Origin of the sequence: Thermorudis peleae (assembly GCF_000744775.1) — a bacterium.
Classification (GTDB): Bacteria; Chloroflexota; Chloroflexia; order Thermomicrobiales; family Thermomicrobiaceae; genus Thermorudis; species Thermorudis peleae.
Map to the genome: position 1 here is coordinate 1170804 of NZ_JQMP01000003.1, position 23674 is coordinate 1194477.

General features: G+C 55.5%; 23 protein-coding genes and 1 other RNA gene. 9 read left to right on the plus strand and 15 right to left on the minus strand.

What is annotated here, in order from left to right; translation table 11 throughout:
• Positions 1-8: 8 nt before the first annotated feature.
• The 9 genes from N675_RS08345 to N675_RS08385 form a co-directional block, all read right to left on the minus strand.
• Complete coding sequence (locus N675_RS08345; protein WP_038038956.1) at positions 9-1112, minus strand: M24 family metallopeptidase; 1104 nt, start codon at positions 1110-1112, stop codon at positions 9-11.
• Between the two features lie 8 nt (positions 1113-1120).
• Positions 1121-1579 (minus strand): type II 3-dehydroquinate dehydratase, encoded by a 459-nt coding sequence (gene aroQ / locus N675_RS08350; RefSeq protein ID WP_038038957.1) that lies wholly within the window; start codon positions 1577-1579, stop codon positions 1121-1123.
• Between the two features lie 2 nt (positions 1580-1581).
• Positions 1582-3315 (minus strand): glycosyl hydrolase family 18 protein, encoded by a 1734-nt coding sequence (locus tag N675_RS08355; RefSeq protein ID WP_051914481.1) that lies wholly within the window; start codon positions 3313-3315, stop codon positions 1582-1584.
• Positions 3316-3349: 34 nt separating this feature from the next.
• Complete coding sequence (locus N675_RS13695) at positions 3350-4570, minus strand: hypothetical protein (RefSeq protein WP_051914482.1); 1221 nt, start codon at positions 4568-4570, stop codon at positions 3350-3352.
• Between the two features lie 36 nt (positions 4571-4606).
• Positions 4607-6613, minus strand: a complete 2007-nt coding sequence (gene uvrB / locus N675_RS08365; RefSeq protein WP_038038958.1) for an excinuclease ABC subunit UvrB — start codon at positions 6611-6613, stop codon at positions 4607-4609.
• 87 nt (positions 6614-6700) lie between these two features.
• Positions 6701-7162, minus strand: a complete 462-nt coding sequence (locus tag N675_RS08370; RefSeq protein ID WP_038038959.1) for an NUDIX domain-containing protein — start codon at positions 7160-7162, stop codon at positions 6701-6703.
• Positions 7163-7227: 65 nt separating this feature from the next.
• Positions 7228-7662, minus strand: coding sequence for a hypothetical protein (locus N675_RS08375; RefSeq protein ID WP_038038960.1), 435 nt, complete (start codon positions 7660-7662; stop codon positions 7228-7230).
• Between the two features lie 13 nt (positions 7663-7675).
• Positions 7676-8839 (minus strand): aminotransferase class V-fold PLP-dependent enzyme, encoded by a 1164-nt coding sequence (locus tag N675_RS08380; protein ID WP_038038961.1) that lies wholly within the window; start codon positions 8837-8839, stop codon positions 7676-7678.
• A gap of 9 nt (positions 8840-8848) precedes the next feature.
• Positions 8849-9886 carry a ThiF family adenylyltransferase gene (locus tag N675_RS08385; RefSeq protein ID WP_038038962.1) on the minus strand — a complete coding sequence of 346 codons (1038 nt, stop codon included), beginning with the start codon at positions 9884-9886 and terminating at the stop codon, positions 8849-8851.
• A 75-nt stretch (positions 9887-9961) separates the two neighbouring features.
• On the opposite strand from N675_RS08385, the gene N675_RS08390 reads away from it, so the two are divergent.
• Positions 9962-10477 carry a hypothetical protein gene (locus tag N675_RS08390; protein WP_231577979.1) on the plus strand — a complete coding sequence of 172 codons (516 nt, stop codon included), beginning with the start codon at positions 9962-9964 and terminating at the stop codon, positions 10475-10477.
• On the opposite strand, the gene N675_RS08395 is transcribed toward N675_RS08390, so the two are convergent.
• From N675_RS08395 to N675_RS08405, 3 genes are all read right to left on the minus strand, one after another.
• Entirely contained in the window at positions 10474-11538 is a 1065-nt protein-coding gene (locus N675_RS08395; protein ID WP_038038963.1) for a prephenate dehydrogenase, read from the minus strand. The two genes, N675_RS08390 and N675_RS08395, sit on opposite strands and share 4 nt — an antisense overlap.
• 18 nt (positions 11539-11556) lie before the next feature.
• Entirely contained in the window at positions 11557-12060 is a 504-nt protein-coding gene (locus N675_RS08400) for an SH3 domain-containing protein (RefSeq protein WP_038038964.1), read from the minus strand.
• A 74-nt stretch (positions 12061-12134) separates the two neighbouring features.
• Positions 12135-12902: a class I SAM-dependent methyltransferase gene (locus N675_RS08405; protein WP_038039639.1), complete on the minus strand. Its 768-nt coding sequence runs from the start codon at positions 12900-12902 to the stop codon at positions 12135-12137.
• Positions 12903-12989: 87 nt separating this feature from the next.
• Between N675_RS08405 and smpB the strand changes: the two genes are divergently transcribed.
• Positions 12990-13475 carry an SsrA-binding protein SmpB gene (gene smpB / locus N675_RS08410; RefSeq protein WP_051914484.1) on the plus strand — a complete coding sequence of 162 codons (486 nt, stop codon included), beginning with the start codon at positions 12990-12992 and terminating at the stop codon, positions 13473-13475.
• 419 nt (positions 13476-13894) lie between these two features.
• Positions 13895-14252, plus strand: a transfer-messenger RNA (tmRNA) gene (gene ssrA / locus N675_RS14080).
• 57 nt (positions 14253-14309) lie between these two features.
• On the opposite strand, the gene N675_RS14345 is transcribed toward ssrA, so the two are convergent.
• Together N675_RS14345 and N675_RS08415 are read right to left on the minus strand one after the other, a co-directional pair.
• Complete coding sequence (locus N675_RS14345) at positions 14310-14543, minus strand: hypothetical protein (protein ID WP_156100851.1); 234 nt, start codon at positions 14541-14543, stop codon at positions 14310-14312.
• A 47-nt stretch (positions 14544-14590) separates the two neighbouring features.
• A complete protein-coding gene (locus tag N675_RS08415) occupies positions 14591-14977 on the minus strand; it encodes a hypothetical protein (RefSeq protein WP_038038965.1) in 387 nt (128 codons plus the stop codon).
• Between the two features lie 85 nt (positions 14978-15062).
• On the opposite strand from N675_RS08415, the gene N675_RS08420 reads away from it, so the two are divergent.
• Together N675_RS08420 and N675_RS08425 are read left to right on the plus strand one after the other, a co-directional pair.
• On the plus strand, positions 15063-15488 hold the full coding sequence (locus N675_RS08420; RefSeq protein WP_038038966.1) for a MarR family winged helix-turn-helix transcriptional regulator: 426 nt from the start codon (positions 15063-15065) through the stop codon (positions 15486-15488).
• Positions 15489-15534: 46 nt separating this feature from the next.
• A complete protein-coding gene (locus N675_RS08425; RefSeq protein ID WP_081886953.1) occupies positions 15535-17481 on the plus strand; it encodes a chloride channel protein in 1947 nt (648 codons plus the stop codon).
• Positions 17482-17573: 92 nt separating this feature from the next.
• Here the strand turns inward: N675_RS08425 and N675_RS08430 are convergent, their stop codons facing one another.
• Positions 17574-18038, minus strand: coding sequence for an EVE domain-containing protein (locus N675_RS08430; protein ID WP_038038967.1), 465 nt, complete (start codon positions 18036-18038; stop codon positions 17574-17576).
• A 184-nt stretch (positions 18039-18222) separates the two neighbouring features.
• On the opposite strand from N675_RS08430, the gene N675_RS08435 reads away from it, so the two are divergent.
• The 4 genes from N675_RS08435 to N675_RS08450 all read left to right on the plus strand — a co-directional run bounded on the left by N675_RS08435 (position 18223) and on the right by N675_RS08450 (position 23648).
• A complete protein-coding gene (locus N675_RS08435) occupies positions 18223-19680 on the plus strand; it encodes an FAD-binding oxidoreductase (RefSeq protein ID WP_038038968.1) in 1458 nt (485 codons plus the stop codon).
• 21 nt (positions 19681-19701) lie between these two features.
• Positions 19702-20994, plus strand: coding sequence for an FAD-binding oxidoreductase (locus N675_RS08440; RefSeq protein ID WP_038039642.1), 1293 nt, complete (start codon positions 19702-19704; stop codon positions 20992-20994).
• A gap of 15 nt (positions 20995-21009) precedes the next feature.
• Positions 21010-22353 carry a (Fe-S)-binding protein gene (locus N675_RS08445; protein WP_038038970.1) on the plus strand — a complete coding sequence of 448 codons (1344 nt, stop codon included), beginning with the start codon at positions 21010-21012 and terminating at the stop codon, positions 22351-22353.
• Positions 22354-22424: 71 nt separating this feature from the next.
• Positions 22425-23648, plus strand: a complete 1224-nt coding sequence (locus tag N675_RS08450; protein ID WP_038038971.1) for a transthyretin-like family protein — start codon at positions 22425-22427, stop codon at positions 23646-23648.
• The last annotated feature ends 26 nt before the right edge of the window (positions 23649-23674 follow it).

Here is a 23674-nt window from a genome sequence, read left to right on the forward strand (position 1 = left end):
ACGCGTTATCATGCGAGCGGCAGTGTGATCCGCTTCGGTACTGTTGTGAGTATACGCAGCCCATCTGGCTCGATGACAACGAGGTCTTCAATGCGGATGCCAAACTGCCCGGGTCGATAAATTCCCGGCTCAAGTGTCACGACGCTACCAGCAGGCAGCGGCTCCTCATTGCGCGGAGAGAGCGCAGGGCCCTCGTGAACGCGAACGCCTACCCCATGTCCCAGTGAATGGGTGAACGCTTCCCCATACCCTGCTGCCGCGATGTGCTCGCGTGCAATTCCATCGGCTGCTTTGCCGGTCATACCGGCGTGGAGTTGCCGTTCGACTGCTTCAAGCGCTTGGAGGACAACGGTAAATGCGTATTCCGCTTCCGACGGAAGTTCACCGAACCAGACAGTTCGAGTCAGGTCAGCGCAATAGCCATCGACCATTGCGCCCATATCGATGACCACCGTTTCACCCGGTGCAATTGAGCGATCACCCGGGGTATGATGTGGCAATGCAGCGTTGGGGCCACTGGCCACAATTGTCGGGAAAGCTGGGCGATCAGCACCGTGTTCAAGCATGGCTTGATCAAGGCGCCTCGCAAGTGTGCGCTCCGTCTGTCCTGGCGTGAACTCGGCAAGTGCAGTCAGCAGCGCTTGCTCGGTGATCTGCTGTGCGTGAATGATACGTTCAAGCTCGTCGGCAGTTTTGACCTCACGCAGTGCATCAACCGCCGAACCAAGCGGCTCAAGGCTTATCCCTTCACCAAGCGTCTGTGAGAGCGTTTGATAGTCCTGGTAAAGGATCGCCCCATCTTCAAAGCCTATGCGACGGGCACCACATTCTTGGAGTAAGAGCGCATCGGCACGGGCAAAGTTGCGTTCACGGTCGTAAATTTGGAAGTGTGGTGCTTCTTGTCGTGCTTGTGGTGCGTTCATGGTTGAAACGACCAAGTAAGCTTCCTGGTGCGTGATAACCACGTGCCCTGCTGACTCGTTCGGGGCAATATCTTCGCCGGTGTAGCCGCTGAGCCAGAACCGGTTTGATGGGTGAGTAATCACTACCGCATCGAGTGCCCGCTCTGACAGGAGCGCACGCAGACGTGACAAGCGGTGTATCCTGTTCATTACTTCTCTTACCCCTTCCACTCGTCTTTTGCGTATTCCAAAAAGTACTGTAGGGCCAAGAGATATCCGGCAGGCCCAAGACCGACAATCTGTCCTCGGGTAACCGGCGCCGTTACGGAGCGGTGACGAAATGGTTCACGGGCATGAATGTTTGAGAGATGAACTTCGATTGCTGGTGAAGGCACAGCGGCCAGCGCGTCACGGAGTGCGATGCTATAGTGTGTCAGCGCACCGGGATTGATGATAATGCCGCTTGCGGTGAAGCCATACTGCTGAATGGCGTCGATCAGCTCCCCCTCATGATTCGATTGTATGATGATCAGTTCAACACCATGAGCGTGTGCACGCGCCTCAAGTTGGGCATTGATCTCAGCCAGCGTGGTGTGCCCGTATATGGTCGGCTCACGCTGGCCGAGAAGATTCAGGTTTGGGCCGTGCAGAACGAGAATAAATCGTTGATCTGCCATCACTATCGAATCCAGCCCTTTGCACGGAGCGTATCGGTACCGAGTAGCCCAAGAAGGACTTTATATGGGTCGGGATTTTCCGGGTGATATTCGAATCGCGCTCGTTCGAAATATTGCACTGTGCAGCCACAGGCTGGGTCAGTGAATTCCTCGGAGATAGGATAGCCAAATAGGGCAAGCGATTCGCGGAAAGAGATTCCTGGGTCGCCTAGATCAAGGCCGTGGGATTGCCAGTACTGTCGGAAAGCGTTGCAGAGACGATGTCCAGTCTCAGGGAAGAACTGACAGGAGGCATCGCTTTGGGTTGTTGGTGGAAGTGGCTGGAACGGCGGCGTGCTGAGCAGTCCGCGCCGTTGCGCATCGGTGACGCCGAGCCGTCCCAGTTCTACTTCGTAGGGTGTGCCCTTGAATTCCGGGTGATATTCAAAGCGTTGGCGTTCAAAGTACTGCACGGTATAGCGTTGGCCAGTGTCTGGGTTGAACTCATCAAATTCTTCTGTCAACGGGTATCCAAAGACTGGAAGTCCACCAGAACGTTGCCAGAATGCTTTAAAACCATAGGCAAGTGAATGACCAGTCTCAGGAAAATAGAGGCGATCAGCAGTCGATGGGAAAGGAGGAATGCGCGTTGCCGGGGTATTCAACTGCGCGACTTCGTTCCAGACTGCCGGATCCTCCTGCCCTAAACGCCAAAAGGCGAAGCCTGCAAGGGTTTGGTCAAGCATGAAACGGAACCGTGCGGCGATGCTGGCTGCGTTGGCGTACCACACCTGGTGGAGATGCTGTTGGCTGTCCACATACGTTATCCATGGTTCCTGGGCTTGTGGGTCAAAGCCTGTCTGGACACCTGGTTGTTGCATGAGTACTTGCACCTGGTCGAAACGGAGAGCCTTGGCAGGTGGGCCAGCTACGGTGTCCCAATCATAGCCATAAAGCGAGAGGCCAAGCAGAAGCTGTGAGCGTGGCACCCGCTGCGTGAGATAGGCCATGACTTGTGTGATCCAGTCAAGAGGTGCAATTGGGCCAGGTGTCGCACTTCCCTGACTATGATGGTCATAGACCATGACAATGAGGTAGTCCACTGAGCGGGCAAGTGCTGCATAATCGTACGCGCCGCCCCACCGTGTCGGTGCGTCGGAGGTTCGGGGGATGACTGCTTGTGTCACCAGTTTGCCAAGCGGATGAAGCGCTGCACTCAGTTCCGTCATAAACTGGGTAAGTAGCGGGGCATCTGCAGCGTTGACCGCCTCAAAGTCGATGTTGATCCCGTCATACTGGTTTTGCTGGATGAGCGTGACGAGTTGTTGAATAACACGTTGCCGTAGTGCAGTGTTGCTCAGGAAAGCGTGAAAGTCGTCCCATTGCGGAACGTTCTTGATCATTGGGACAATCTCGACGTGATTTTGTTTGAGGAAGCGCACAACTGTTGGATCACTATTATCAGTGATGGTGCCATCAGCTTGGAGTTGATAGAAGTACGGAGCAACGACGTCAAGTTGGCCGACATGAGCTTGGAGGGAAGTCCAGGAGGTTCGATCATACGTGACATAATATGCCCAACGGAGCGTTGCTGGGCGTGCCGTGAGGGGAGCAGGAGTGGCTAACGTTCCAACGAGACTTAGTACGACGCTAAGCACAAGGCCTGCTGAGCAGAGCCGTTGGAGGCGTCTACTGCTGCCGCTCGTCCCGTTTGACTTTGGCGAGTCGGTCTCAGCTTGTTGGTTCCCCCGAGTCATAGTTCCCCTTCCCTGGATACAGGCAGTCGTGTCGTTATCCTCGCGGCAGGGTTTGCGCTGCAACGGCTGGAACGGCAATCTGCACCGGTATTGGCTTGTTGAGCCCTTCGATTTGTGCCTGACCGACGAATTCTGCTAACGGGGTAAGATATCGGCGTGACGCATCTCCGGCGTCAGTGTAAACGATTTGGACCTGGGTAATCGTGACTTGCCCGGTGAGTTGTCCACTGCCGCTTGGCAGCAGGCTTGGGTCGAGGGCAATGTATCCACGACCCGCTTGCACGTCGTTCCACAGGGTTTCAGCAGGGCGCAGGCTGTAGGTGGACGGTTCAAAGCGAGCTGGCCAGAAGACTCGTGCCTGCTGGATTGAGCCGTCAGGGGCTACTGCAATCTGAGCGCCGGGAATAGCCGAGAGTACTGGAGGGGAGCTTGGCGTAATGAGCACGAGGGTAAGGCCTTCATCGGCGACACGTCCGATCACTTGTCCTTGGCCTAAATTCGGCAGATCCCCAAAATATTGGGTTAGCCAGTACCGGGCTACAGCAATTGCCTGAGCGTCGCTAATCTGCCCGGTAGGCGTATTTGCCCCACTCGTCGCGGTTGCAGCAGGCGTTGCTCTTGGTGTAGCGGCTGGCGTTTCGATGCGCTGTAAGCGCTGATATTGTATCGTGCTGCCTGATACGGTGAGGAGTTGAGCGTTATCCTGAACGCTAAAGGCATTTTCGCCCTGTGGCTGGACAGCCCCCATAATCCCGAGCTTTTGCGCAATACTGGCAACCTGCTCCGCTGACCAGGTGCGAGGGATAAGCGCGTAGACTGGTGCGGTTTTCGGGACTTGATTGAGGTCGACGTTTAGCTTGTAGGATAGTTGGAGCCGGGAAAGCGCGGGATCAGGTTGCGGCAGGTTTGGAGCGGGCAGTTCGCCAAAGCTCCCAATAACAACCGTTGGGGCTGGTGTCGGGGTTGCTGCTGGTGTTGCTGTTGGCGTTGGTGATGGCCGCGCTGTTGGAGTAGCGGTCGGCGCAGTTGTTGGTGTAGCTGGTCCTGCCGGAACTGGCGACGCTGTTGCAATTGCAAGGGCTGGAGACGAGTTCGTCGGTGAAGCTGAGGCTGCGTGTGGTGCGGGTGACGTTTGTCGATTGAGGTCATAGAGTAGCCATCCTGCAATGGCTGCAACGGCGAGAATAGCGACTCCCGCGGCGAAGAGCGTGCGCTGGCTCGCCTGAGAGCGCCGCGTGGTGCGGTTTCGCGCCATTCGGTTCTCTTCCCTCCTTCAGTTTGCGCTGTTGAGCTAGCGAAGCACTTCTTGAATGCGACGCAGTTCAATAATCTGGTCACGAAGCAACGCCGCTTTTTCGAATTCCAGCTGCTTCGCAGCTTCCTTCATTTGCCGCTCGAGGTCACGGATCAGCCGGGCGAGTTCTTCTGGTGCAAGTTCTGCAATGACGCCAAGGTTATCTGACGATTGTGTCGTATCATAGGTGCTTCGTTGCTCAGCAACAGCTCGGACGCGATCAGTCAGGTCCTTCACCTGCTTCACGATACCACGCGGTGTAATGCCATGCGCTTCGTTATAGGCCATCTGAATAGCGCGGCGGCGATAGGTTTCATCGATAGCCCGACGCATCGATTCCGTTACCGTGTCAGCGTACATGATGACGAGCCCGTTGACATGTCGAGCTGCTCGGCCAATCATCTGGATGAGTGAGCTTTCCGAGCGAAGATAGCCCTCTTTATCTGCATCAAGAATTGCAACAAGCGAGACCTCAGGCAGATCAAGACCCTCACGAAGGAGATTGATTCCAACGACAACGTCATACACACCAAGCCGGAGGTCGCGGAGGATTTCTACCCGCTCGAGTGTATCGATTTCGCTGTGTAAGTAATGCGTGCGGATGCCGATTTCCTTGAGGTAATCCGCCAAGTCTTCGGCCATCTTCTTGGTCAGGGTGGTTACGAGAGCTCGTTCACCTCGCGCTACACGTTGGCGGATTTCATGGATTAAGTCATCAATTTGTCCGCGTGTTGGGCGGACGCTGATTTCTGGATCGAGTAAGCCGGTTGGTCGAATGATTTGCTCAACGATTTGCTCACTCACTTCTCGCTCAAACGGTCCAGGTGTTGCTGAGACATAAATTACTTGGTTAATCCGCTCAAGAAATTCCTCAAAGGTGAGCGGCCGATTGTCCCGTGCAGACGGAAGGCGGAAGCCATATTCAACGAGAATATCCTTCCGGGATTTATCTCCATGGTACATCCCACGAACCTGTGGAATCGCGATGTGTGACTCGTCGATGAACATGATGTAGTCGTCGGGGAAATAGTCGAGCAGTGTCCACGGAGGCTCACCGGGGCCGCGGCGTGCAAGGTGGCGGGAGTAGTTCTCAATACCAGAGCAATAGCCAACCTCCCGAAGCATTTCTAAGTCGTACAGCGTCCGTTGCTTGAGACGGGCAGCTTCCAGTACCTTGCCTTGTGCTTCTAATTCCCGCACCCGCTCTTCGAGTTCCTGTTCAATATCCTGGATTGCAAGAAGCAACTTTTCTTGACTCGTCACCCAGTGCTTTGCTGGGTACACGAACACTTCAGTACGTTCAGTCAAGATCTCGCCAGTGAGTGGATCAAATTCGACAAGCCGCTCGATTTCGTCCCCCCAAAGCTCAACGCGGATCGCGGTTGAGCCCGATGCCGGAAAGATTTCGATGACATCGCCTCGCGCACGGAATGTTCCGCGAATCAGCGTCAGGTCATTGCGCTCATACTGAATGTCGACAAGATGGCGCAAAAGCTTGTCGCGGCGAATACGCTCCCCACGCCGTAGCGTGATCACCGTTTTCCCGTACTCTTCCGGTGAGCCAATGCCGTAGATGCAGGAGACGCTTGCGACAATGATCACGTCACGGCGAGTCAGAACGGCTTGGGTAGCGGCGTGGCGCAACCGATCGATCTCATCATTAATTTCTGTTTCTTTCTCGATATACGTGTCAGTCCTTGGCACATAGGCTTCAGGTTGATAATAGTCGTAATAACTGACGAAGTATTCGACAGCGTTATAGGGAAAGAATTCCCGAAACTCGCTGTAGAGTTGCGCAGCAAGCGTTTTGTTGGGAGCTAAGACAAGCGTTGGCCGCTGAACCCGGGCAATCACGTTGGCCATTGTAAAGGTCTTGCCCGATCCTGTGACGCCAAGCAGCGTCTGATGGCGATATCCTCGCTCAAGTCCTTCGACGAGTTTTGCGATTGCTTGTGGTTGGTCACCGGTCGGCTGAAAGTCTGTTACCAGCTGGAACTCTGGCATTGATCGTCTCCAGGTCGTCAGTGCAGTAAACGCACCTGGGAAGTATACCCGTCAGTGCATCGAGGTGTGTTAGGGACAAGCAGTGCCCTATGTAATGGCATAAAACTCTGCTTCGTCTCCGCCAAGGGCAATGACATCGTAGATGTGTCGCACTGCCCAGCGTTGGCTACTCCAGGGAAGCCGACTAACCGTCTCCTCGAGGTCGCACCATGCGTAGTCGTTGTAGTCACCAGCCAGCTGGATTGTGCTGGCATCTTCAATGAGGGCAGCAAACGAGGGGGCTAAGATAATCGCGTCCGCAAGGTGATCGTAGAACTGGTTGATGAAGTCGGCGGAATAGAGGCGGGCCGGAATCAGGCCAGCTTGTTCTCGCAATTCTCGGAGCGCGGCTTCGGTTGCTCGTTCCTGCGGCAAGATACGGCCGTGAACGGCTTGCCAGGTATTCCCTAACGGGACATCATCTCGCCGGTGTAAGAGTAAAAACTGAATAACTTTCCGGTTTCGCCGGAACGGATAGACATCGACAATATCGCTCACAATCTTCGGCATGCCTTCACACCCTCCCTGCCCCTTCCTGGCCAAGGATAGCGTGTGTGCCGGTAGCGGGCATAGTCTTATCGATGTCGACGCAATCGATCCCAGTATTCTCGAATACGCCAAAGCGATGAACGGCGGGTAAGTGAAATGTCGCGTCCGCGCCACTGCCGGCTTGATGGATACGCTGGTCTGCGGAAGTTCAACAGAATCGGTATGTAGAGGGCAAGCAGGGACAGGAGGGCAAACACTTGAGCCAGCCAATGGATCCAGTTGGTGACGATGAGAGCAAGGAAGACAAAGACAAATGCCCCCACATATCCTGTCCAGGCTGCAAGGTTGGCTGTGCGCCACCATCGAGGAGCGCGAATTGGATGAGTCAAACGGTAGCGATAGAAGCGGAGACGTAGGCTGGTAATCTGGCGTAGCCAGCGGCGCCAGCGTGGCTCATGCTCCGCTTTTTCAAGGATCTCCAGGATTTGCTCTTCGAGGCGTGAGCGCTGTTTGTTTGCCATCGTGCTGCCTCCGCTAGCGCAGCTGAAGCGGTGTTCGGGCAAGCTCCGCGACTGCTGCGATCGCTTGATCGATTTCTTCTTCAGTGGTAAAGAATCCCGGCGAAAAACGAACGGTGCCTCCAGGGAATGCACCAAGCGCTTGACAGGCTTCTGGAGCACAATGAAGCCCAGTGCGACAGGCAATGCCGAAGGCCTGATCAAGGACTGTACCAATATCGACCGGTTCCCAGCCATCGATCAGGAACGAGACAACAGCTACGCGGTGAACTGGATCGCGCGGGGCGAGAACGCGAACACCAGGAATGTCTGAGAGGCCATCGATAAGCCGTGCTGTAAGCGCGCGTTCGTGGGCGGCAATACGGTCAATCCCAACTTCGAACAGGAAGTCGAGGGCAGCACCAAGGGCTGCAAGACCAACCGTGTTAACAGTGCCCGCTTCGTAGCGAGCTGGCAGTTCACGAGGTTGCACGTCTTCTTCAGAGTTGATTCCCGTTCCACCCTCACGAATTGGTGAAAGTTCTGCGGGATCAAGCCAGGGGGCAAGTACCAACGCTCCGGTACCAGGAGGACCCATCAGAGCTTTGTGCCCCCCAAATGCCAGGAGATCTGCTCCTAGTGCTTCGATCGAGAAGGGCAGTGCACCGATCGTCTGCGCCGCGTCAACGAGCAGCAGTGCACCATGTGCATGCACAACGTCGGCGATTTCGCGAATCGGTTGGACTGCCCCGTTAACGTTCGAGGCATGCGTGACAACCACCAGCCGGGTGTTCGGCCGAAGTGCTGCCTTAATCTGTTCAGGTGCGACAAACCCTTCAGGGTCAGCTGACACTTTCGTCGTTGTCACGCCAATAGCCTCGAGCGCCCGCAGCGGACGCCGCACAGAGTTATGCTCCATTACCGTCGTGACTACGTGGTCGTTTGGTGAAAGGACGCCCTTGATGCCGAGGTTGAGGGCGTCAGTGGCGTTAAGTGTGAAGACGATCCGCTCTGGCTGGCTGAGGCCGATGAGCCGTGCCAGCTTCCGACGCGTCTCTTCAACAGCACGGCTCGCCTCGAGAGCCATCCGGTGCGCAGATCGACCGGGATTGGCTCCCGCTCGCTGCAAGAAAGAGCCAAGTGTCTCATAGACGGCTGGAGGCTTTGGCCAACTGGTAGCAGCATTGTCGAGGTAAATCATGGTTGCGATTCACATTCCGATGTAACGCGCGTAGACGCTGCGTGCTTCGGTCGGATCGGTTGTGCCTTTCACGATCGCGCGGCCATCGGGGAACACAGTAAGTTCATACCGATCTGCCCGCAGTCGCAGCACGTACCGGTTATAGCTTACCGCACCAACCTGGGTAAGGCGTGTGGCAAGTGCTGAAAGTGAGAGCGTGGCTGGGGGATACGGGACGACTTGGACGGCATCACGCCCGCACAGGTGCACCGTTTGGCTGGGGGTAGGGCCGGTGAGAAAATCAAACGTGTGTAGTCCACAACAAGGGCACTGGGGATCAGGGGAATTGAGAGGAATACGTGAACATTCAAGTGTCCAGCCATCTATTTGGAGTAATGATCCGTGGCAGGCTGCCGTATCCTCAATAAGAATTTTTATTGCTTCGCTCGCCTGAATCGCTGTTATCAGTGTAACCGCCGGACTGAAAACACCCACGGTATCGCACGTTGGAGCACTGCCTGGTGGTGGTGGATCACGAAAGAGGCAACGAAGACATGGAGTAATGCCGGGACGAATCGTCATCGTTGTTGCCATCGTTGCAACAACTCCACCGTAGATCCAGGGAATGCTATATTTTACCGCTACATCGTTTACGAGATAGCGCAGTTCAAAGTTGTCGCTGCCATCGATGATCACGTTGACGTCGCGCACAAGCTGTTCGATCGTATTCGAATTGATATCGACCACGATTGGCTCAATCACCACATCGCTGTTCACTCTGGCAAGGTGGTTCGCTGCAGCGACAGCTTTGGGCAATCCTTCTTCGAGGTCTTGTTCGTCATAAAGCGCTTGCCGCTGAAGATTCGTAAGTTCCACAACGTCGCGGTCGACGAGGCGCAAAAACCCAACACCTGCACGGGTAAGCAGTTCCGCGACATGGGATCCTAATGCACCAACGCCGAGGATGGCGACGCGCGCCTGACGAAGTCGTTCCTGGCCAGCGAGACCAATCTGCGGCAGGATGATCTGGCGGTGATAGCGCTGTTGCGTTGATGAGGCTGTCGTCATATTCGCTCCTTACAACTCGCTACGTATATGGTACAGTTGCCAATGCCTTTGCCCAACGGCAAAGGCGGTAGAAACATGTCATTTGGGAGGCCATTCCTCGTGATGAATAGCTCACTTGTGCGTTTTACCGTTGTTGATCCCAATGGGGCAACGAGCTTTCTCGGACCGGGTCATGTGATCAAGATGCTTGCTGCAGCGTGCAGCCGCAACCCTCGCACGCTGCAGGACTTGCTTGAATTTACCCGGCCGTATGATCCCGATTTTGTTAGCGAGGTCCGTCGGGGACTGGCTATTTTCGATGAACACAATACGCCCGATGATCTGTCGGCCTTTCAAGCCGTTGTCGAGCGGCAGTCTCCTGATACACTGCCGCCATTTCGGGTCTTTGATGACCTGACACGTGATCTGAGTCTGCGTCCGGCGCGATTAGGACTAGTTCTCTATAACTTGAAGGCACGCCGCATCGTCCAGCTCGTCAATTCCTATGGCGCGCTGTTACGTGAGGATCGAGGTCGTATTCGGCGCTCCGGTCAGCCAACGCCTGTCCTCTACTCCTATCAATTACCGCATGAATGGCAAATTGTGCCTTAAGACCGCTCTTCTGCCGCGCGTTCGTCGTCACGACGCTGACTTGGCGGCTGCCGTGACTGGCGGGTGTCAACCCGTGGACGCCGAAAGAGGCTCCCAAGGAACATCTGCTGCATTTGTTGGCCGAGGGAGAGCGAGGCGAGCTCATTCGCGGTCTGCTGCGTGAGTTCGCCTGGCCGACGTTCTTGCGTAGCCCACTCAGCACGGGCATCGCGCACAGAGACAAAGAGTTGGTGGAGCTCTTGTTGTGCCTCTTCAGTGTTTTGGGCAATGAGGTCGCGAAGGTGTGAAAGCTCGGTAATCGTTCGGTCGAGCCATCGGACGATCTGCTGCGAGTTCGTGGCACAGATGTCGCGATACATCTCGGGGCTCCCCCCGGCGAGGCGTGTGGCGTCCCGAAAGCCGCTGGCCGTGAGTTTCCGGATATCCCGCCATGCGGGGTCTTGGCTCACTGTATGCATGAGACCGACAGCTAACAAAAATGGAACGTGGCTAATTGCTGCAACGTAGCTATCGTGTTCCTCGGGATCGATGAAGAGCGGTTCGGCTCCGAGTGCACTGATGAGTCCAAGGACCGTTTGAATTGCTGTCTCACTCGCGGTTACAAGTGGACTCACACACCAGGTTGCGCCCTGAAACAGGTCGGCATCGGCACCCTCAATACTCTGGGTTTTGCCAGCCATTGGATGTCCACCGACGAAGGGGATCGTTGGCGGCAAGATGGTTTTTGCCCAATTCAGAACTGCCGCTTTTGTGCTCGCTGTATCAGTAACAACCGTTCCTTCACGAGCATGATCAGCGATGGCGTGAAACAGTTCGGGAAATGTGCTGACTGGTGTTGCAAGGATGATCAGGTCGCCCTGCTCAAGAGCTTCGCTGAGTCGCCAAACAGTTCGGTCGACGGCGTGAATCTTTTTTGCATATTGCTGATGGGCTAAATCGATATCAAATCCAATGACTTCAAGCGTTGCCGGTCGTTTTCCGCCGTCACTTGCCCATCGTCGGAGGCCAAGCCCAATCGAACCGCCAATCAATCCAAGGCCAATAATCGTCACACGTTGCATGGTTCCCTCGCTTCGTGTCTAGGGATTCAGCGATTCAAGGTCAATACTGCGGATCCACCCCTGGGTGCCGTCCTGGAGTGCAAGATGGAGCCACGTTGCTCCTCCAGCTTGCTGGGTTTCTCCCAAAAACTGAAGCGGAGTTCCTGGATCGAGGACACGAACAACGTCGAAGTTTGTTCCCGGGCCTGCTCGCAGATTCACCGCCTCGTTACCAGCGACGCGATGCGTGGCTTTCCACGCCGCTGCCGTTGGTGTTGCCGGAGGGCGTGAGGGTGTTGGCGTGGAAGCCGTACTTGGGATTGGCGTGGGGCTTGCAAGCAGCGTCGCTGAACGTGTTGCCGTTGTCGGCGTAACGACTGGCGCTCGTGGTACGAAGTCACGAAAGAGTGGATCAAGTCGGACGTATGCCCAAATAAATGCGAACAAGGCGACAGCAATGGTGATCACAAGCGTTATGGCGATGAACAAACCCGACTGGCGTGAGCGCTGGCGAATTCGGCTGCTCAGGTCTTGCTCAATCATGGACATCGTGCTGCCCCAGTACTCCTTGCAGCGCTACACGACGCTCAACAGGTGGAGTATATGACAGTCTGCTGCTACTGTGCTTGTGCAACTGCTAACATAATCGGACTCTCGTCAACGAGCGGATCGAGTTGGTATGAGCCATATACCGCTTCAAGCGCAAAGCCCGTTTCTTCAAGGAGCAATACTAACTCGTACCGATGCACATAACGAAGCTGATACTCGACTGCCTCACGCGAAACCGGACCTCCGCTGACCGGATGTCGATCATAGAGAAGCGTAACGGCGATGCGTTGCTCAGCAGCAATGACACGGCGGGTACTCCACCGGTATACCAGCTCATTTGGCGCACGATGCCATGGTCCTTCAAGTTCGCTTCGCCCATCCCAACTGGTAAGCTGGGAGGGGGTTGGGTGCAGCACATCAAGAAGCAGTAACCCACCAGGAACAAGAACCCGGTGCACTTCGCTGAGGGCTTGACGCTGTTCCTCCAAAGTAAGCAGGTGCAGGAATCCGTTAATTGCCCAGATAGCTAACCGAAATGTTCCTGATGGAAGTGGCTCGAGATGTACGACATCAGTTTGATACAAAGCGATGTCAGCAAAACCAGCGGCATGGAGCCGTTGTCGTGCACGGGCAAGCATGGCAGGGGAACGGTCAACCCCGACAACCGTAAACCCTGCTCGCGCGAGCGGAAGGAGTAATCGACCTGTCCCACAGCCGAGTTCTAAAATTGGAGATCCAGTCCGTTGGGCAAAAGCCAAGTAGAGGTCGATATCCTCGGCAAAATCCTCGAACTCGAGATCATAATACAGTGCGATGCGCTCGTATGGATCCACCATGCCATTCATGTGCCGAAGTATACTCGAAGGATCATTCTGCGTTGTGTCTGGACGCGGCAACACCTGATGGAAAAACGCGGAGGGGGTATGGCAAAAGGGACAACACCATCCCAGCGATCAGATGAGCGCGTTATCACCGTTAATCGTCGCGCGTTTCACGATTATGACATTGAAGAAGAGCTTGAGGCCGGAATTCAGTTAACTGGCTCGGAAATTAAGTCAATCCGGGCTGGCCGGGTAAATCTTCGTGATGCCTATGCTCGTATTGAGAATGGTGAACTCTGGCTCATTGGAGCGCACATCTCGCCCTACGCGCAGGCCAGCGGTCGCTTCCAACATGATCCCGATCGCCCGCGGAAGCTATTAGTGCATCGCAACGAGTTGGACTACCTCCGTAGTAAGACTGAGGCCAAGGGGTATACTCTCGTGCCACTCCGGTTAGCGATTCGGCATGGATTAGCAAAAGTGGATTTGGGTATTGCTCGGGGCCGGAAGAAGTATGACAAGCGTGCGGTGATCGCCGAGCGTGAGGCTCAGCGTGAAATGGAACGAGCACTGCGACATCGGTGGTAACGCCCGTCTCGCAACTAAGGTCGATACGTCTACGGCACAGTGCTGGGGCGGAGACGTTTTCCAGATTGTTGATAATTTTCTCTCCTGCATATGCATAATCACGAAGCGCCATCATTGCTCGGTTGAGAGGGTTAACTCCGTTGCGGTATGTCATGGATACTAAAAGCGACCTGCTGTCCAGCTATTTGTCCGTTTCCTCTGCTCACACCTTCCTGGTCGCTTGGGTTGCTGCACTGGCTCATAATGTTGGTTCTACTCGCGTTGTGGGCTTGGCTGGATAGCGACTGGATTACTTACAAAGCGCCAGCGTTGTCTGTTTGATGGACAATGAGATGGAGAGGAAGTGGACACACGGAAGAGGATTGCTGTATACTGGAGTGTGCTGCGCGAAGTGACGCGCTGTACTTGTGTCGAGACCTGGGGATGACCGGTTTCGACAGGGCTGTAGGTGCGAGGATTGCAGGCCGAGGTCGCCCACGAACTCGTAAAAAGGGGCAGCAAAGTAACTGGCGAGCCTGAACTGGCTCTGGCCGCCTAATTAACTGAGCGGCCACGTCTGCCCGAGCCCTTCCCCGGTGGGCGAGGAGCAGGCGTCGCAAAACCGGGGTGCTGTGTGCTCAATGCCGGTGCGAGCACACCTACAGATTTCATCCGGCGTAGCTGAGCAAGATCCTGCCAGTGGGAGCTTGCCAGCGGATATGGGAACACTGGCTAAGCCTGTAGGATATCCTCGGCTGAACGCTCTGGACGGGGGTTCGACTCCCCCCATCTCCACGAACAACCCAGCGGCTGGAGAGTTATCCATCCAGCCGCTGGGTTTTGCTTTTAATGGGTTTAATGGGTCACTGCATGGAGTTCGATGATGTCACCATGACGGCGGACAGTGAACAGCGTACCGCCATAGTGGATACGTTCTCCATCTTGTATCGAAGCCGGGATACGAACGATCGGCGAGCTCACATGGATTCGCACGGGCCGACGGGCGCGGGCCGTACTGGTTGGTACACGGTTGATTCCCCAAGGGGGATTTTCGCCACATCGCGGACAATATCCCATTGCCCACCCCATCCTTTCCTCGCCGTCCGTTTTCTATCATACATGTCAACCCTGACCCATTAGGCAACACGGCGTCGCTGGCTTGCCAGTGCGCCGAGGTATGCGCCAGTCATACTGAATACCCCGATGTAGAGCGCCCCAAAAATGCCAAAGAAAATGAACGCAGCGGTCTCGAGGCGAGGCAAAATATGAAGCATCCGAAGGAGAAACGGAGCAGGCAAGCCGATGCCGAGCGCGAGGACGATGCCAAGAATCACGGCTTCGCTTGTCCGCAGCCGTAGCACTGCACCGGCAACAAAGCCCCCAATAATCGGGCCGAAGATGCCGGTAACGAAGTGAATGCCTGGCGGAAGAAGGGCAAGAAGCGAAACAGCAGCCCCAATCGCAATGGCCGCGATAATATGCAGGGGGCGGACACCACTCTGTGATTTTCTGGATTCATTCATGGCTTCATGATCCTCCAACCGCTACCAGCCTACAACACTTGTCATGTCAATTATATCGTATTACGATATAATTGAGGGGGTGGCGATGAAGCTGCAGGACGAGCACTACCAGGCACTTGCCGAGTTCCGCTATCAGCTCCGCCGGTTCCTCAGGCGTAGCGAGGAGGCAGCGCGAGCGGTTGGGCTTGAGCCGCAGCAACACCAGCTGCTCCTTGCGATCCGAGGATTGCCATCGGACTACGAGCCAACAATTAGCGAGTTGGCTGAGCGCTTACAACTTCAGCATCACAGCGTGGTTGAACTGGTTGATCGGCTCGAACAGCGTGGCCTTGTCCGCCGTGAGCGTAGTCAACGTGACCGACGACAGGTCTATGTGCGGTTAACGCCTGCTGGCGAGCGACTACTCGAAGAACTGAGCGCGTTTCACTGGCAGGAGTTACAAGAGACTGCGCCGCGTTTGATTGCCGCGCTAAGCCGTATTGCGGACCGGGCACAGCATGAGCTCTCGTGATCCAGCAGGGGAAGGCGTGACTGGAAATGGGGAGGAACAACGCGTGATGCGCCAAACAGAATGGCGAAGCTGGATAAGCCAGTTCCTGCATCGTCTTGGCTATCCGGAAGATGGAAGCGTTCTTGGGGATTTCACGACAACATGGCGCATTGTGCCAATTTCGCTCCTTGCGCTTGTGGTTGGGGGCGTCGGTGCATGTGTGGCTTGGGTGCTCTTACGCCTGATTGGCTTCTTTACAAACCTCTTTTTCTTTCTTCGTTTGAGTACCAAGCTTGTGACGCCAAGCGATGCTGTACTGGGGCCGTGGATTGTGATTGTGCCAGTCATCGGAGGGCTGATTATTGGACTCATGGCTCGGTATGGCTCCGAGCGCATTCGCGGTCATGGTATCCCCGAGGCAATTGAAGCAATTTTGATCAATGGAAGTCGCATTCAGCCCCGAGTAGCGATCCTGAAGCCAATCTCATCAGCGATTTCGATTGGCTCAGGTGGACCATTTGGTGCCGAGGGGCCGATCATCATGACAGGCGGAGCATTTGGTTCGTTGATTGCGCAAAGCTTCCGCTTGTCCAGTGCTGAGCGGCGGACGCTGCTCGTAGCCGGGGCAGCCGCTGGCATGACCGGAGTATTTGGTACACCCGTTGCGGCAGTATTGCTGGCGGTCGAACTGTTGCTGTTCGAATGGAAGCCGCGTAGTTTTGTGCCGGTAGCCCTCGCGGCTGTTGTGGCGGAAATGGTGCGTACCTGGATCCTCGGTGTTCCTCCGCTCTTCCCAACGCCGCCCCATAGCGACTGTACAGCATTGGTGTGTCTCGGCGGGGTAGTAGTAACTGGTGTGCTTGGTGGCGCGTTGGCTGCACTATTAACAGCGGCAGTCTATGGAGCTGAAGATGCATTCCGCGCGTTGCCGATTCACTGGATGTGGTGGCCACTGTTCGGAGGTTTAGTAATTGGCATTGGTGGCCTTATCTTCCCGCCTGCGCTTGGCGTCGGCTATGACGTGATCGGCCAGTTGATCAACGGCAACTATACGCTTCGTCTTCTCCTTGGCATTCTCTTGGTCAAGTCAACAATATGGGCAATTGCGCTCGGTTCTGGTACATCCGGGGGCATTCTTGCCCCTCTCCTGATGATGGGTGGTGCGCTGGGCGGACTTGAATCGCTGGTATTTCCTGCGGAAGGAGCTGGATTTTGGCCTATTATCGCAATGGGGGCAGCTCTCGGCGGCACGATGCGCTCGCCATTCACTTCGGTCGTCTTTGTCCTCGAGCTCACCCATGATGTCCATCTGCTCCTACCACTTCTCCTTGGCGCAACAATTGCGCATGGATTCACCGTTCTTACGCTCCGCCGCTCGATTTTGACTGAAAAGGTAGCGCGTCGTGGCTATCATCTCAGCCGAGAGTACGCGGTCGATCCGCTCGAAATTGTTTTCGTCCGTGAGGTTATGCGCCGCAATATCGTTGTCTTGCCCGCCAATGCTCCTGTGGCAGATCTTGCACGGCGCATCACAGAAGAACCACAACCTCGTGGCCAACACCTTTTCCCGGTACTTGATGAGCATGGTTCCTTGATTGGCGTGGTTACTCGGAATGATGTACTGACTGCGGCACGATCATTGCCACGTGACGGCCAGGAACCAGCAACAATTTCCGCAATCATTCGAACTAATCCGGTTGTGGCCTATCCTGATGAGCCATTGCGGGTAGTGGTGTATCGTATGGCTGAGACAGGATTAACGCGTTTCCCAGTGGTACGGCGTGACAATCCTAAGCAGGTAGAGGGAATGGTGAGTCTAACCGATGTGCTTGTTGGCCGTGCTCGTATCCTCGAAGCTGAACGCCGCCGTGAGCGCTTTATCGGCGGGCGTCTCGTGTTCCCGCGCGGCCAAGGGCGGCGCCTATCTCAGCCCACCAGCGAGTCTGTGATATCAGTGCAACTGCCACCCGCGAACGAGGAAAAAGGCGCTACCGTATCGAGCGCGCGCGAATAGCAATGCTGTGATCAATAACTTCGTTGTCCTTCTTTGCCCAGTTGCTGGGAAACGGGCAGGCAGGTCACGATGAATGACCTGCCTGCAGTTAATTATGAAACAAGCGCATGCGCTTCGCGAAGCGCGGCGTGAATCAGCTGAAAGTCCCCTTCGTCGATACGATGCAGATTCCCCTGGAAGGCAAGGGTCCAGTGATCGGCCGGCCATTTGGCTGTATATGCCATCTGGCGGGCAAGAGGTTCCGCCGGAACATACTGACCAGGTGGTAACACAATATCTGGTTTGATCTGGACACGCCAGGGGTAGTCTTCTGCTGCCTTCTTGGGATCACGGCTCCGCCAAATAACTGTATGATCCTCGAACATCGACGATGTTACTGTGGCGATCGCGGCAAAGGCTTTTTCCCCAGTAATATAGTAAACGAGTTTGTCGCCCGCTTGCATTTGTTCAACCTTCTTGCGATGCCGGCTCTTGAAGCCTTGAATTGTAAAGCCATGAGCTCGCGTGGCTTCGAAGTTCTCTGGTGAGCCGACGACAATCCAGTATCCTTGGGCCATATCTGTTCCTTTCCTATCTGGTCTGGCGCGCTGCAACTCTCTGTTTGAGTATGCCGCAAAGCCACGCGGTTGCCAAGATCTTTTGCGTACGTACGAAGTTTTTTGTGCTATTGCGCCGATGGCCAGTTTGCCGCATACTTGCGGCAAGAACGCCACAATAGTGAATGGCAAGGAGCCCGGCGCGATGGAGAAACAAGAGCTCGTTGATCGGCTCCGGTCCATTGTTGGACCAGACGGAGTCATCGCTGATCCAGATGAATTACTCGTGTATGAGTACGATGGCTCGGATGAGGCATTTGCCGGAAACCACCGACCCGATGTCGCTGTCTTACCGACGTCGGCTGAGCAGGTGCAGGCTGTTGTGCGATTTGCTGTCGAGCAAGGTATTCCCATTACCCCGCGCGGAGCGGGTACTGGACTTGCTGGCGCTGCTGTAGCAGCTCGTGGCGGCATTCTGGTTGTGCTGACCCGGATGAACCGCATTCTCGAAGTCAACGAACGAGATGGCTATGCGATTGTTGAACCTGGGGTCATTAACCTGGAGTTGAGTACCTTTACGCAGCCGCGCGGCTATTTCTTTGCTCCTGATCCTGCATCGCAGCGTGCATGCACAATTGGCGGTAATGTCGCCAATAATTCGGGTGGCCCACATTGCTTGAAGTATGGCGTTACCACGAACCATATCCTTGGACTTGAAGTGGTCTTGCCTAATGGCGATCGAATCTGGACCGGGAGCCCTGCTCCTGAATCCCCCGGTGATTTGACTGGTATTCTGGTCGGTTCTGAAGGTACGCTTGGGATTGTAACCAAGGTGCTTGTGCGCCTGACTCGGCTTCCTGAAACGGTCAATGTACTCCTCGCAGCATTTCCCGATATTCGCTCGGCGTCAGAGGCGGTTTCGGGGATTATCGCCGCTGGCATGCTACCAGCTGCCCTTGAAATGATGGATCACTTGACCATTCAGGCTGTCGAAGCGGCCTTTCATGCAGGCTATCCGACTGAGGCAGGCGCCGCGCTCTTGATCGAACTTGATGGCTTAGCCGAGATTGTGGCGGAACATACCGAGCAGGTCAAAGAGCTATGCCGAGTCCACGGAGCAACTGAAGTACGCATAGCACGCACCAAACAAGAGCGTGACCTGCTTTGGCTCGGGAGGAAGTCGGCGTTAGGTGCCATGGGACGGCTTGCTCCCAACTATTACCTCGTTGATACGACAGTGCCACGAAGCAAGTTGCCTGACACAATGAGCTATGTCGAAGATCTCAGCCGTGACTATCGCTTGCAGATTGCTAACGTTTTCCATGCTGGCGATGGCAACCTGCATCCGCTGGTCCTCTTCGACCGCTATCAGCCGGGCTCCATTGAGCGCGTCTTACGCGCAACCACTGACTTGCTGCAGTACTGCGTCGATGTTGGAGGTACTCTCTCTGGGGAACATGGTATCGGCCTCGAGAAGCGCGACTATATGACGCTAGTCTTTACTACTGAAGATCTCTGTGCAATGGCTGGACTCAAGCGCAGCTTTGATCCGCGTGAGCTTTTCAATCCCGAAAAGGTCTTCCCCTCCGGCTTCTCGTGTGGTGAAGTGAATCAGTACTACCAGCAGGTGCAGGCGCGTCGCCTGGGGCTTGAATATGTGTAAATGAAAGTGAGCGAGCGGGCAATGGCGGCGACTCCAGTCTTGCAGCAGTTAACGCAGTTCGGTGAAGTCCTTGACCCGCAAGCGTATCAGCTTGACGGGCTCACTCCCCAGCTTGCACTTGCCCCTTTGACCATTGATGCGTTACGTGACGTATTGCATGTGGCCGCCGAAGCTGGATTAGCCGTTGTTCCCTGGGGCGGTGGAACGCACATTGGCCTTGGGAATGTTCCCCGCGCATTCGATCTTGCGCTCGACCTTCGCCATCTTAACCATATCGTCAGCTACACACCTCACGATCTTACTGTCGCGGTCGAGGCTGGGGTAACTGTTGCCACGCTACAGCGCGAGCTTGGCCGTCATGGGCAGATGCTTCCACTCGACTGTGCGACCCCTGAACGTACCACCATTGGTGGGTTAGTCGCCTCAGGGTTGGGAGGGCCACGACGCTATGGCTATGGCTCGCTGCGAGATCTTCTCATCGGTATTACAGTCGCCCTCCCAAATGGCCAACTCTCTCGTGGTGGAGGAATGGTTGTCAAGAATGTTTCCGGTTATGACATGATGCGCCTCCATTACGGTGCACTTGGCAGTTTTGGTGTGATTGTGCAAGTGAATTTCAAGGTCTTGCCTGCACCACGAGCACAGCGGACAGTGCTTGCTGGCTATGCAACACTTGACCAAGCGGCTGACCTAGCAATGGCAGTCCGAACGTCGCAATTGGCTCCAACGGCGCTGATTGTGCTCAATGCCTCGGCGCAGCGCACTCTTGGTGAACACGTTGAAGGCTGGAGCGTCGCGTTGCGTTGTGAGGGCCCGCCCCAAGCCGTGGAACGACAGGCTGAACGGATTTCTGCGCTCGTGCGTGAGCATGGTGGCCGAGAGTGGGTGTTGGACGATCAGCAAACAGAGCAGTACTGGGCACGCGTTGCAAGTCTCATCGACGCTGCCCCCTGTGAGCAGGGGCTCCGCGTTCGGATTGGCGAACGCCCGTCATCGTTCAGTGACATCATCCCAACGATTGAAGCTGCCTGTACTGCTGTCAGGGTGCATCCGACGCTTGTTCTTGATGTTGGCTCTGGACTTGGGTACGTGACGATTGACGATGAGCTGCCTCCCGTAGCCTTCCAGCGATTGTGGGAGCGCCTGTGTACCCTTGGGCAACATGTCACGCTTTTGCGTGCTCCAGCTGCATTCAAGGCAGGCATCGATGTCTTTGGTCGCAGTCCAGCGAGTCTTGCTGTGTTGCGGGCGCTCAAGGCAACGTTCGATCCGAGTGCTGTCCTCAATCCTGGCCGCTACGTCGGAAAATTGTAGGAAGGTGCCACGACGATGGCAGTTGCGACGGAAGCCCCAGATACGCGGGTGGTACATGGTTTTCATGGTAAAGATGCGCCGGATTTTGATCTCATCCGGCAATGCGTGCACTGTGGATTCTGCTTACCCTCCTGCCCGACCTATCGCATCACTGGACGTGAACGCTCCTCTCCCCGAGGGCGCATCTGGTTAATGAAATCTGTCGCTGAGGGGCGACTCGATTTGCTTGATCCGCTTTTTGAAGAGGAGATGACCTTATGCCTGAACTGTCGCGCGTGTGAAGCCGTTTGCCCGTCAGGCGTGCACTATGGCGCGATTGTCGAGGCATCGCGCGCACAAATCGTGCAGCATCGCCCTCAGCGCTTCAAAGAGCGACTCTTTCGCTTTGTAGGCTTTCAGGTATTGCTCCGGAACATGACACGGTTTCGGTTGGCGAACCGGATGTTGCGCCTGTACCAACGATCGCCCCTCCGATCGTTGGTGCGACGCTCTGGGATCCTGCGGCTCCTTGGCTTGGAACATGCAGAGTCGCTCATGCCGACGATAAGCCAGCATTTTGTTGTTCCTACGGGTCAGTTCTATCCTGCACAAGGGGAACGGCGCGGACGTGTCGCGCTTTTCACTGGCTGCGTGATGAGCACGGCTTATGCCCATGTCCATGAGGCGACGATTCGAGTGCTGACGCGTAATGGCTTTGATGTTGTCCTTGCACCTGGTCAAGGGTGTTGTGGAGCATTGCATGTCCATAGTGGAGAGCCAGAAACTGGGCGAATTCTTGCCCGGCAGAATATCGATGCACTTGAGAGCCCATATTTTGATGCGATTATTGTGAATGCCGCCGGCTGTGGTGCCATGCTGAAGGAATATCCGCAACTCCTGCGCGCAGATCATCGCTATGCTGAACGAGCGCAGCGCTTTGCAAGCAAAGTACGCGATGCCATTGAGTTCCTTGTCGAACGAGGGCTGAGCGTATCGCCTGGCCCATTGCCATGGCGGGTGACGCTTCAGGAACCGTGTCACCTTGCACATGCCCAGCGCATTACGCAGCAGCCTCGTCAGTTGCTTGGCGCAATTCCAGGTCTGCAGCTTATTGAGATGGCTGAATCTTCGTTATGCTGCGGTAGCGCTGGAATTTACAATCTCCTGCGACCACAGATGGCTTCGGCGTTACTCGACCGCAAGCTGCGCAATGCGCTTGCAACCGGTGCTGATGTCATTGTGTCAGCAAATCCTGGCTGTATGCTGCAACTTGAGGCTGGGCTCCGTGAACGTGGTGCTGAGGTTCCTGTCCTCCACCTGTTGGAAGTGCTTGACCGAGCATATGGGGCTGAACAGCAGGCTTCGGCTGCTACGGCATAAAACGCCTGCTCGTATGCGCTACACTTGGCAGGGAGCACGTGGGTGCTCGCATTCAGTAAGGACGTGGTGGGATGCGACGAATCGTCCTCTCTCTCCTTGCTGTGGCGCTTCTGTGGTCAGTCGGTGGAACGCATGCACTTGCAGCTGATACCGGTACGATCCAAGGCACAGTGAAGAACGGCACGCCAGGAGGCGGAAGTGTTGCCGGTCTGACCGTAACGTTGCGCCGGTTCAATGGTGCTGATCTCGTGCAGCAGTATACCGCGACAGTGGATGAGCAAGGACATTTTGCATTTTCCGGACTACCTGTTGTTGATGGTGAAGCGTATATCGCAGTTGTGAACTATAAAGGCGTTCAATATGTCAGCTCCATGCTGCAACTTACCCAGAACCCTAGTCAGACTGCTGATATTACGGTGTATGAAACATCTCGCGATGCCAGTACAGTTCGTATCGATTCGCGTTCCCTTGTGATCGCCGGTGCGGTGCCTGAGCAACGGTTGTTGGAAATCATGGACATTATTATTGTCACCAATACTGGCGATCATACCTATATTGGTGATGATACTGGCACAGTCTTGCGCATTCCTTTGCCCGAAGGAGCACAGGAGATTAGCCCACAGGCTGACCCTGCAGTTGATTTTGGCCAACCTCGGCTGGATAACGGCACGCTGGTAACAACTGGGCCAGTACCTCCTGGAACCCATAATCTTGTGCTCAGCTATGCAGTTCCCTACAACGGAACACAAGCGACACTCGCAGTTGGGACAGCAATGCCAACCGGCACACTCCGTGTCCTCGTCCGCAACGGGACCTATGACCTCTCTTCGCGGTCCCTTTTCGATAACGGGACCGTTAATGTCAGTGGTGTTGACTATCACGTTCTTGCCGTTGATGCGCCGATTGTTGGCGATCGTCTGGTTATTACGGTCAGCAAGCTTCCGCGAGCTGGGGGTGGTGGGCTGAGCCAGACGGTCACGCTCGCGATCGTTGGAGCAATTGGGGGCGCTGGCTTTGTTGTCGCGCTTATCTTGCTGCTCTTAGTGCTCCAGCGCCGACGTACACAACTGCATACTGCACCGGCTGGTTCGCAAGCAACTGAGGCTGAACCTCGCGAGGTTTCGCCCGACGATGAACGACTTGAATTAGCCGCAGCCTTAAATCGCCTTGACATGCAGCGGGATGCTGGCGAGATTGATGAATCAACGTACGTACGTGAACGTGCTGCACTACAGGAACGACTGCGAGCCTTGCTCTTACGCGAGCGGGGCCTTGACGAGCTTGTGAGCCACTAAAAATAGCACGATCACTCCTGCATACG

Bases quoted from the DNA above. Each gene is read 5' to 3' on its own strand.
- N675_RS08415 (WP_038038965.1), bottom strand. From the start codon at position 14,977: ATGAATGAATCCAGAAAATCACAGAGTGGTGTCCGCCCCCTGCATATT.
- N675_RS13695 (WP_051914482.1), bottom strand. From the start codon at position 4,570: ATGGCGCGAAACCGCACCACGCGGCGCTCTCAGGCGAGCCAGCGCACG.
- N675_RS08345 (WP_038038956.1), bottom strand. From the start codon at position 1,112: ATGAACAGGATACACCGCTTGTCACGTCTGCGTGCGCTCCTGTCAGAG.
- N675_RS08445 (WP_038038970.1), top strand. From the start codon at position 21,010: ATGGCAGTTGCGACGGAAGCCCCAGATACGCGGGTGGTACATGGTTTT.
- N675_RS08450 (WP_038038971.1), top strand. From the start codon at position 22,425: ATGCGACGAATCGTCCTCTCTCTCCTTGCTGTGGCGCTTCTGTGGTCA.
- N675_RS08420 (WP_038038966.1), top strand. From the start codon at position 15,063: ATGAAGCTGCAGGACGAGCACTACCAGGCACTTGCCGAGTTCCGCTAT.
- N675_RS08435 (WP_038038968.1), top strand. From the start codon at position 18,223: ATGGAGAAACAAGAGCTCGTTGATCGGCTCCGGTCCATTGTTGGACCA.
- N675_RS08440 (WP_038039642.1), top strand. From the start codon at position 19,702: ATGGCGGCGACTCCAGTCTTGCAGCAGTTAACGCAGTTCGGTGAAGTC.
- aroQ (WP_038038957.1), bottom strand. From the start codon at position 1,579: ATGGCAGATCAACGATTTATTCTCGTTCTGCACGGCCCAAACCTGAAT.
- N675_RS08400 (WP_038038964.1), bottom strand. From the start codon at position 12,060: ATGATTGAGCAAGACCTGAGCAGCCGAATTCGCCAGCGCTCACGCCAG.
- N675_RS08425 (WP_081886953.1), top strand. From the start codon at position 15,535: ATGCGCCAAACAGAATGGCGAAGCTGGATAAGCCAGTTCCTGCATCGT.
- N675_RS08405 (WP_038039639.1), bottom strand. From the start codon at position 12,902: ATGGTGGATCCATACGAGCGCATCGCACTGTATTATGATCTCGAGTTC.
- N675_RS08390 (WP_231577979.1), top strand. From the start codon at position 9,962: ATGTCATTTGGGAGGCCATTCCTCGTGATGAATAGCTCACTTGTGCGT.
- N675_RS08370 (WP_038038959.1), bottom strand. From the start codon at position 7,162: ATGCCGAAGATTGTGAGCGATATTGTCGATGTCTATCCGTTCCGGCGA.
- N675_RS14345 (WP_156100851.1), bottom strand. From the start codon at position 14,543: ATGGGGTGGGCAATGGGATATTGTCCGCGATGTGGCGAAAATCCCCCT.
- N675_RS08430 (WP_038038967.1), bottom strand. From the start codon at position 18,038: ATGGCCCAAGGATACTGGATTGTCGTCGGCTCACCAGAGAACTTCGAA.
- N675_RS08395 (WP_038038963.1), bottom strand. From the start codon at position 11,538: ATGCAACGTGTGACGATTATTGGCCTTGGATTGATTGGCGGTTCGATT.
- smpB (WP_051914484.1), top strand. From the start codon at position 12,990: ATGGCAAAAGGGACAACACCATCCCAGCGATCAGATGAGCGCGTTATC.
- uvrB (WP_038038958.1), bottom strand. From the start codon at position 6,613: ATGCCAGAGTTCCAGCTGGTAACAGACTTTCAGCCGACCGGTGACCAA.
- N675_RS08355 (WP_051914481.1), bottom strand. From the start codon at position 3,315: ATGACTCGGGGGAACCAACAAGCTGAGACCGACTCGCCAAAGTCAAAC.
- N675_RS08385 (WP_038038962.1), bottom strand. From the start codon at position 9,886: ATGACGACAGCCTCATCAACGCAACAGCGCTATCACCGCCAGATCATC.
- N675_RS08380 (WP_038038961.1), bottom strand. From the start codon at position 8,839: ATGATTTACCTCGACAATGCTGCTACCAGTTGGCCAAAGCCTCCAGCC.
- N675_RS08375 (WP_038038960.1), bottom strand. From the start codon at position 7,662: ATGGCAAACAAACAGCGCTCACGCCTCGAAGAGCAAATCCTGGAGATC.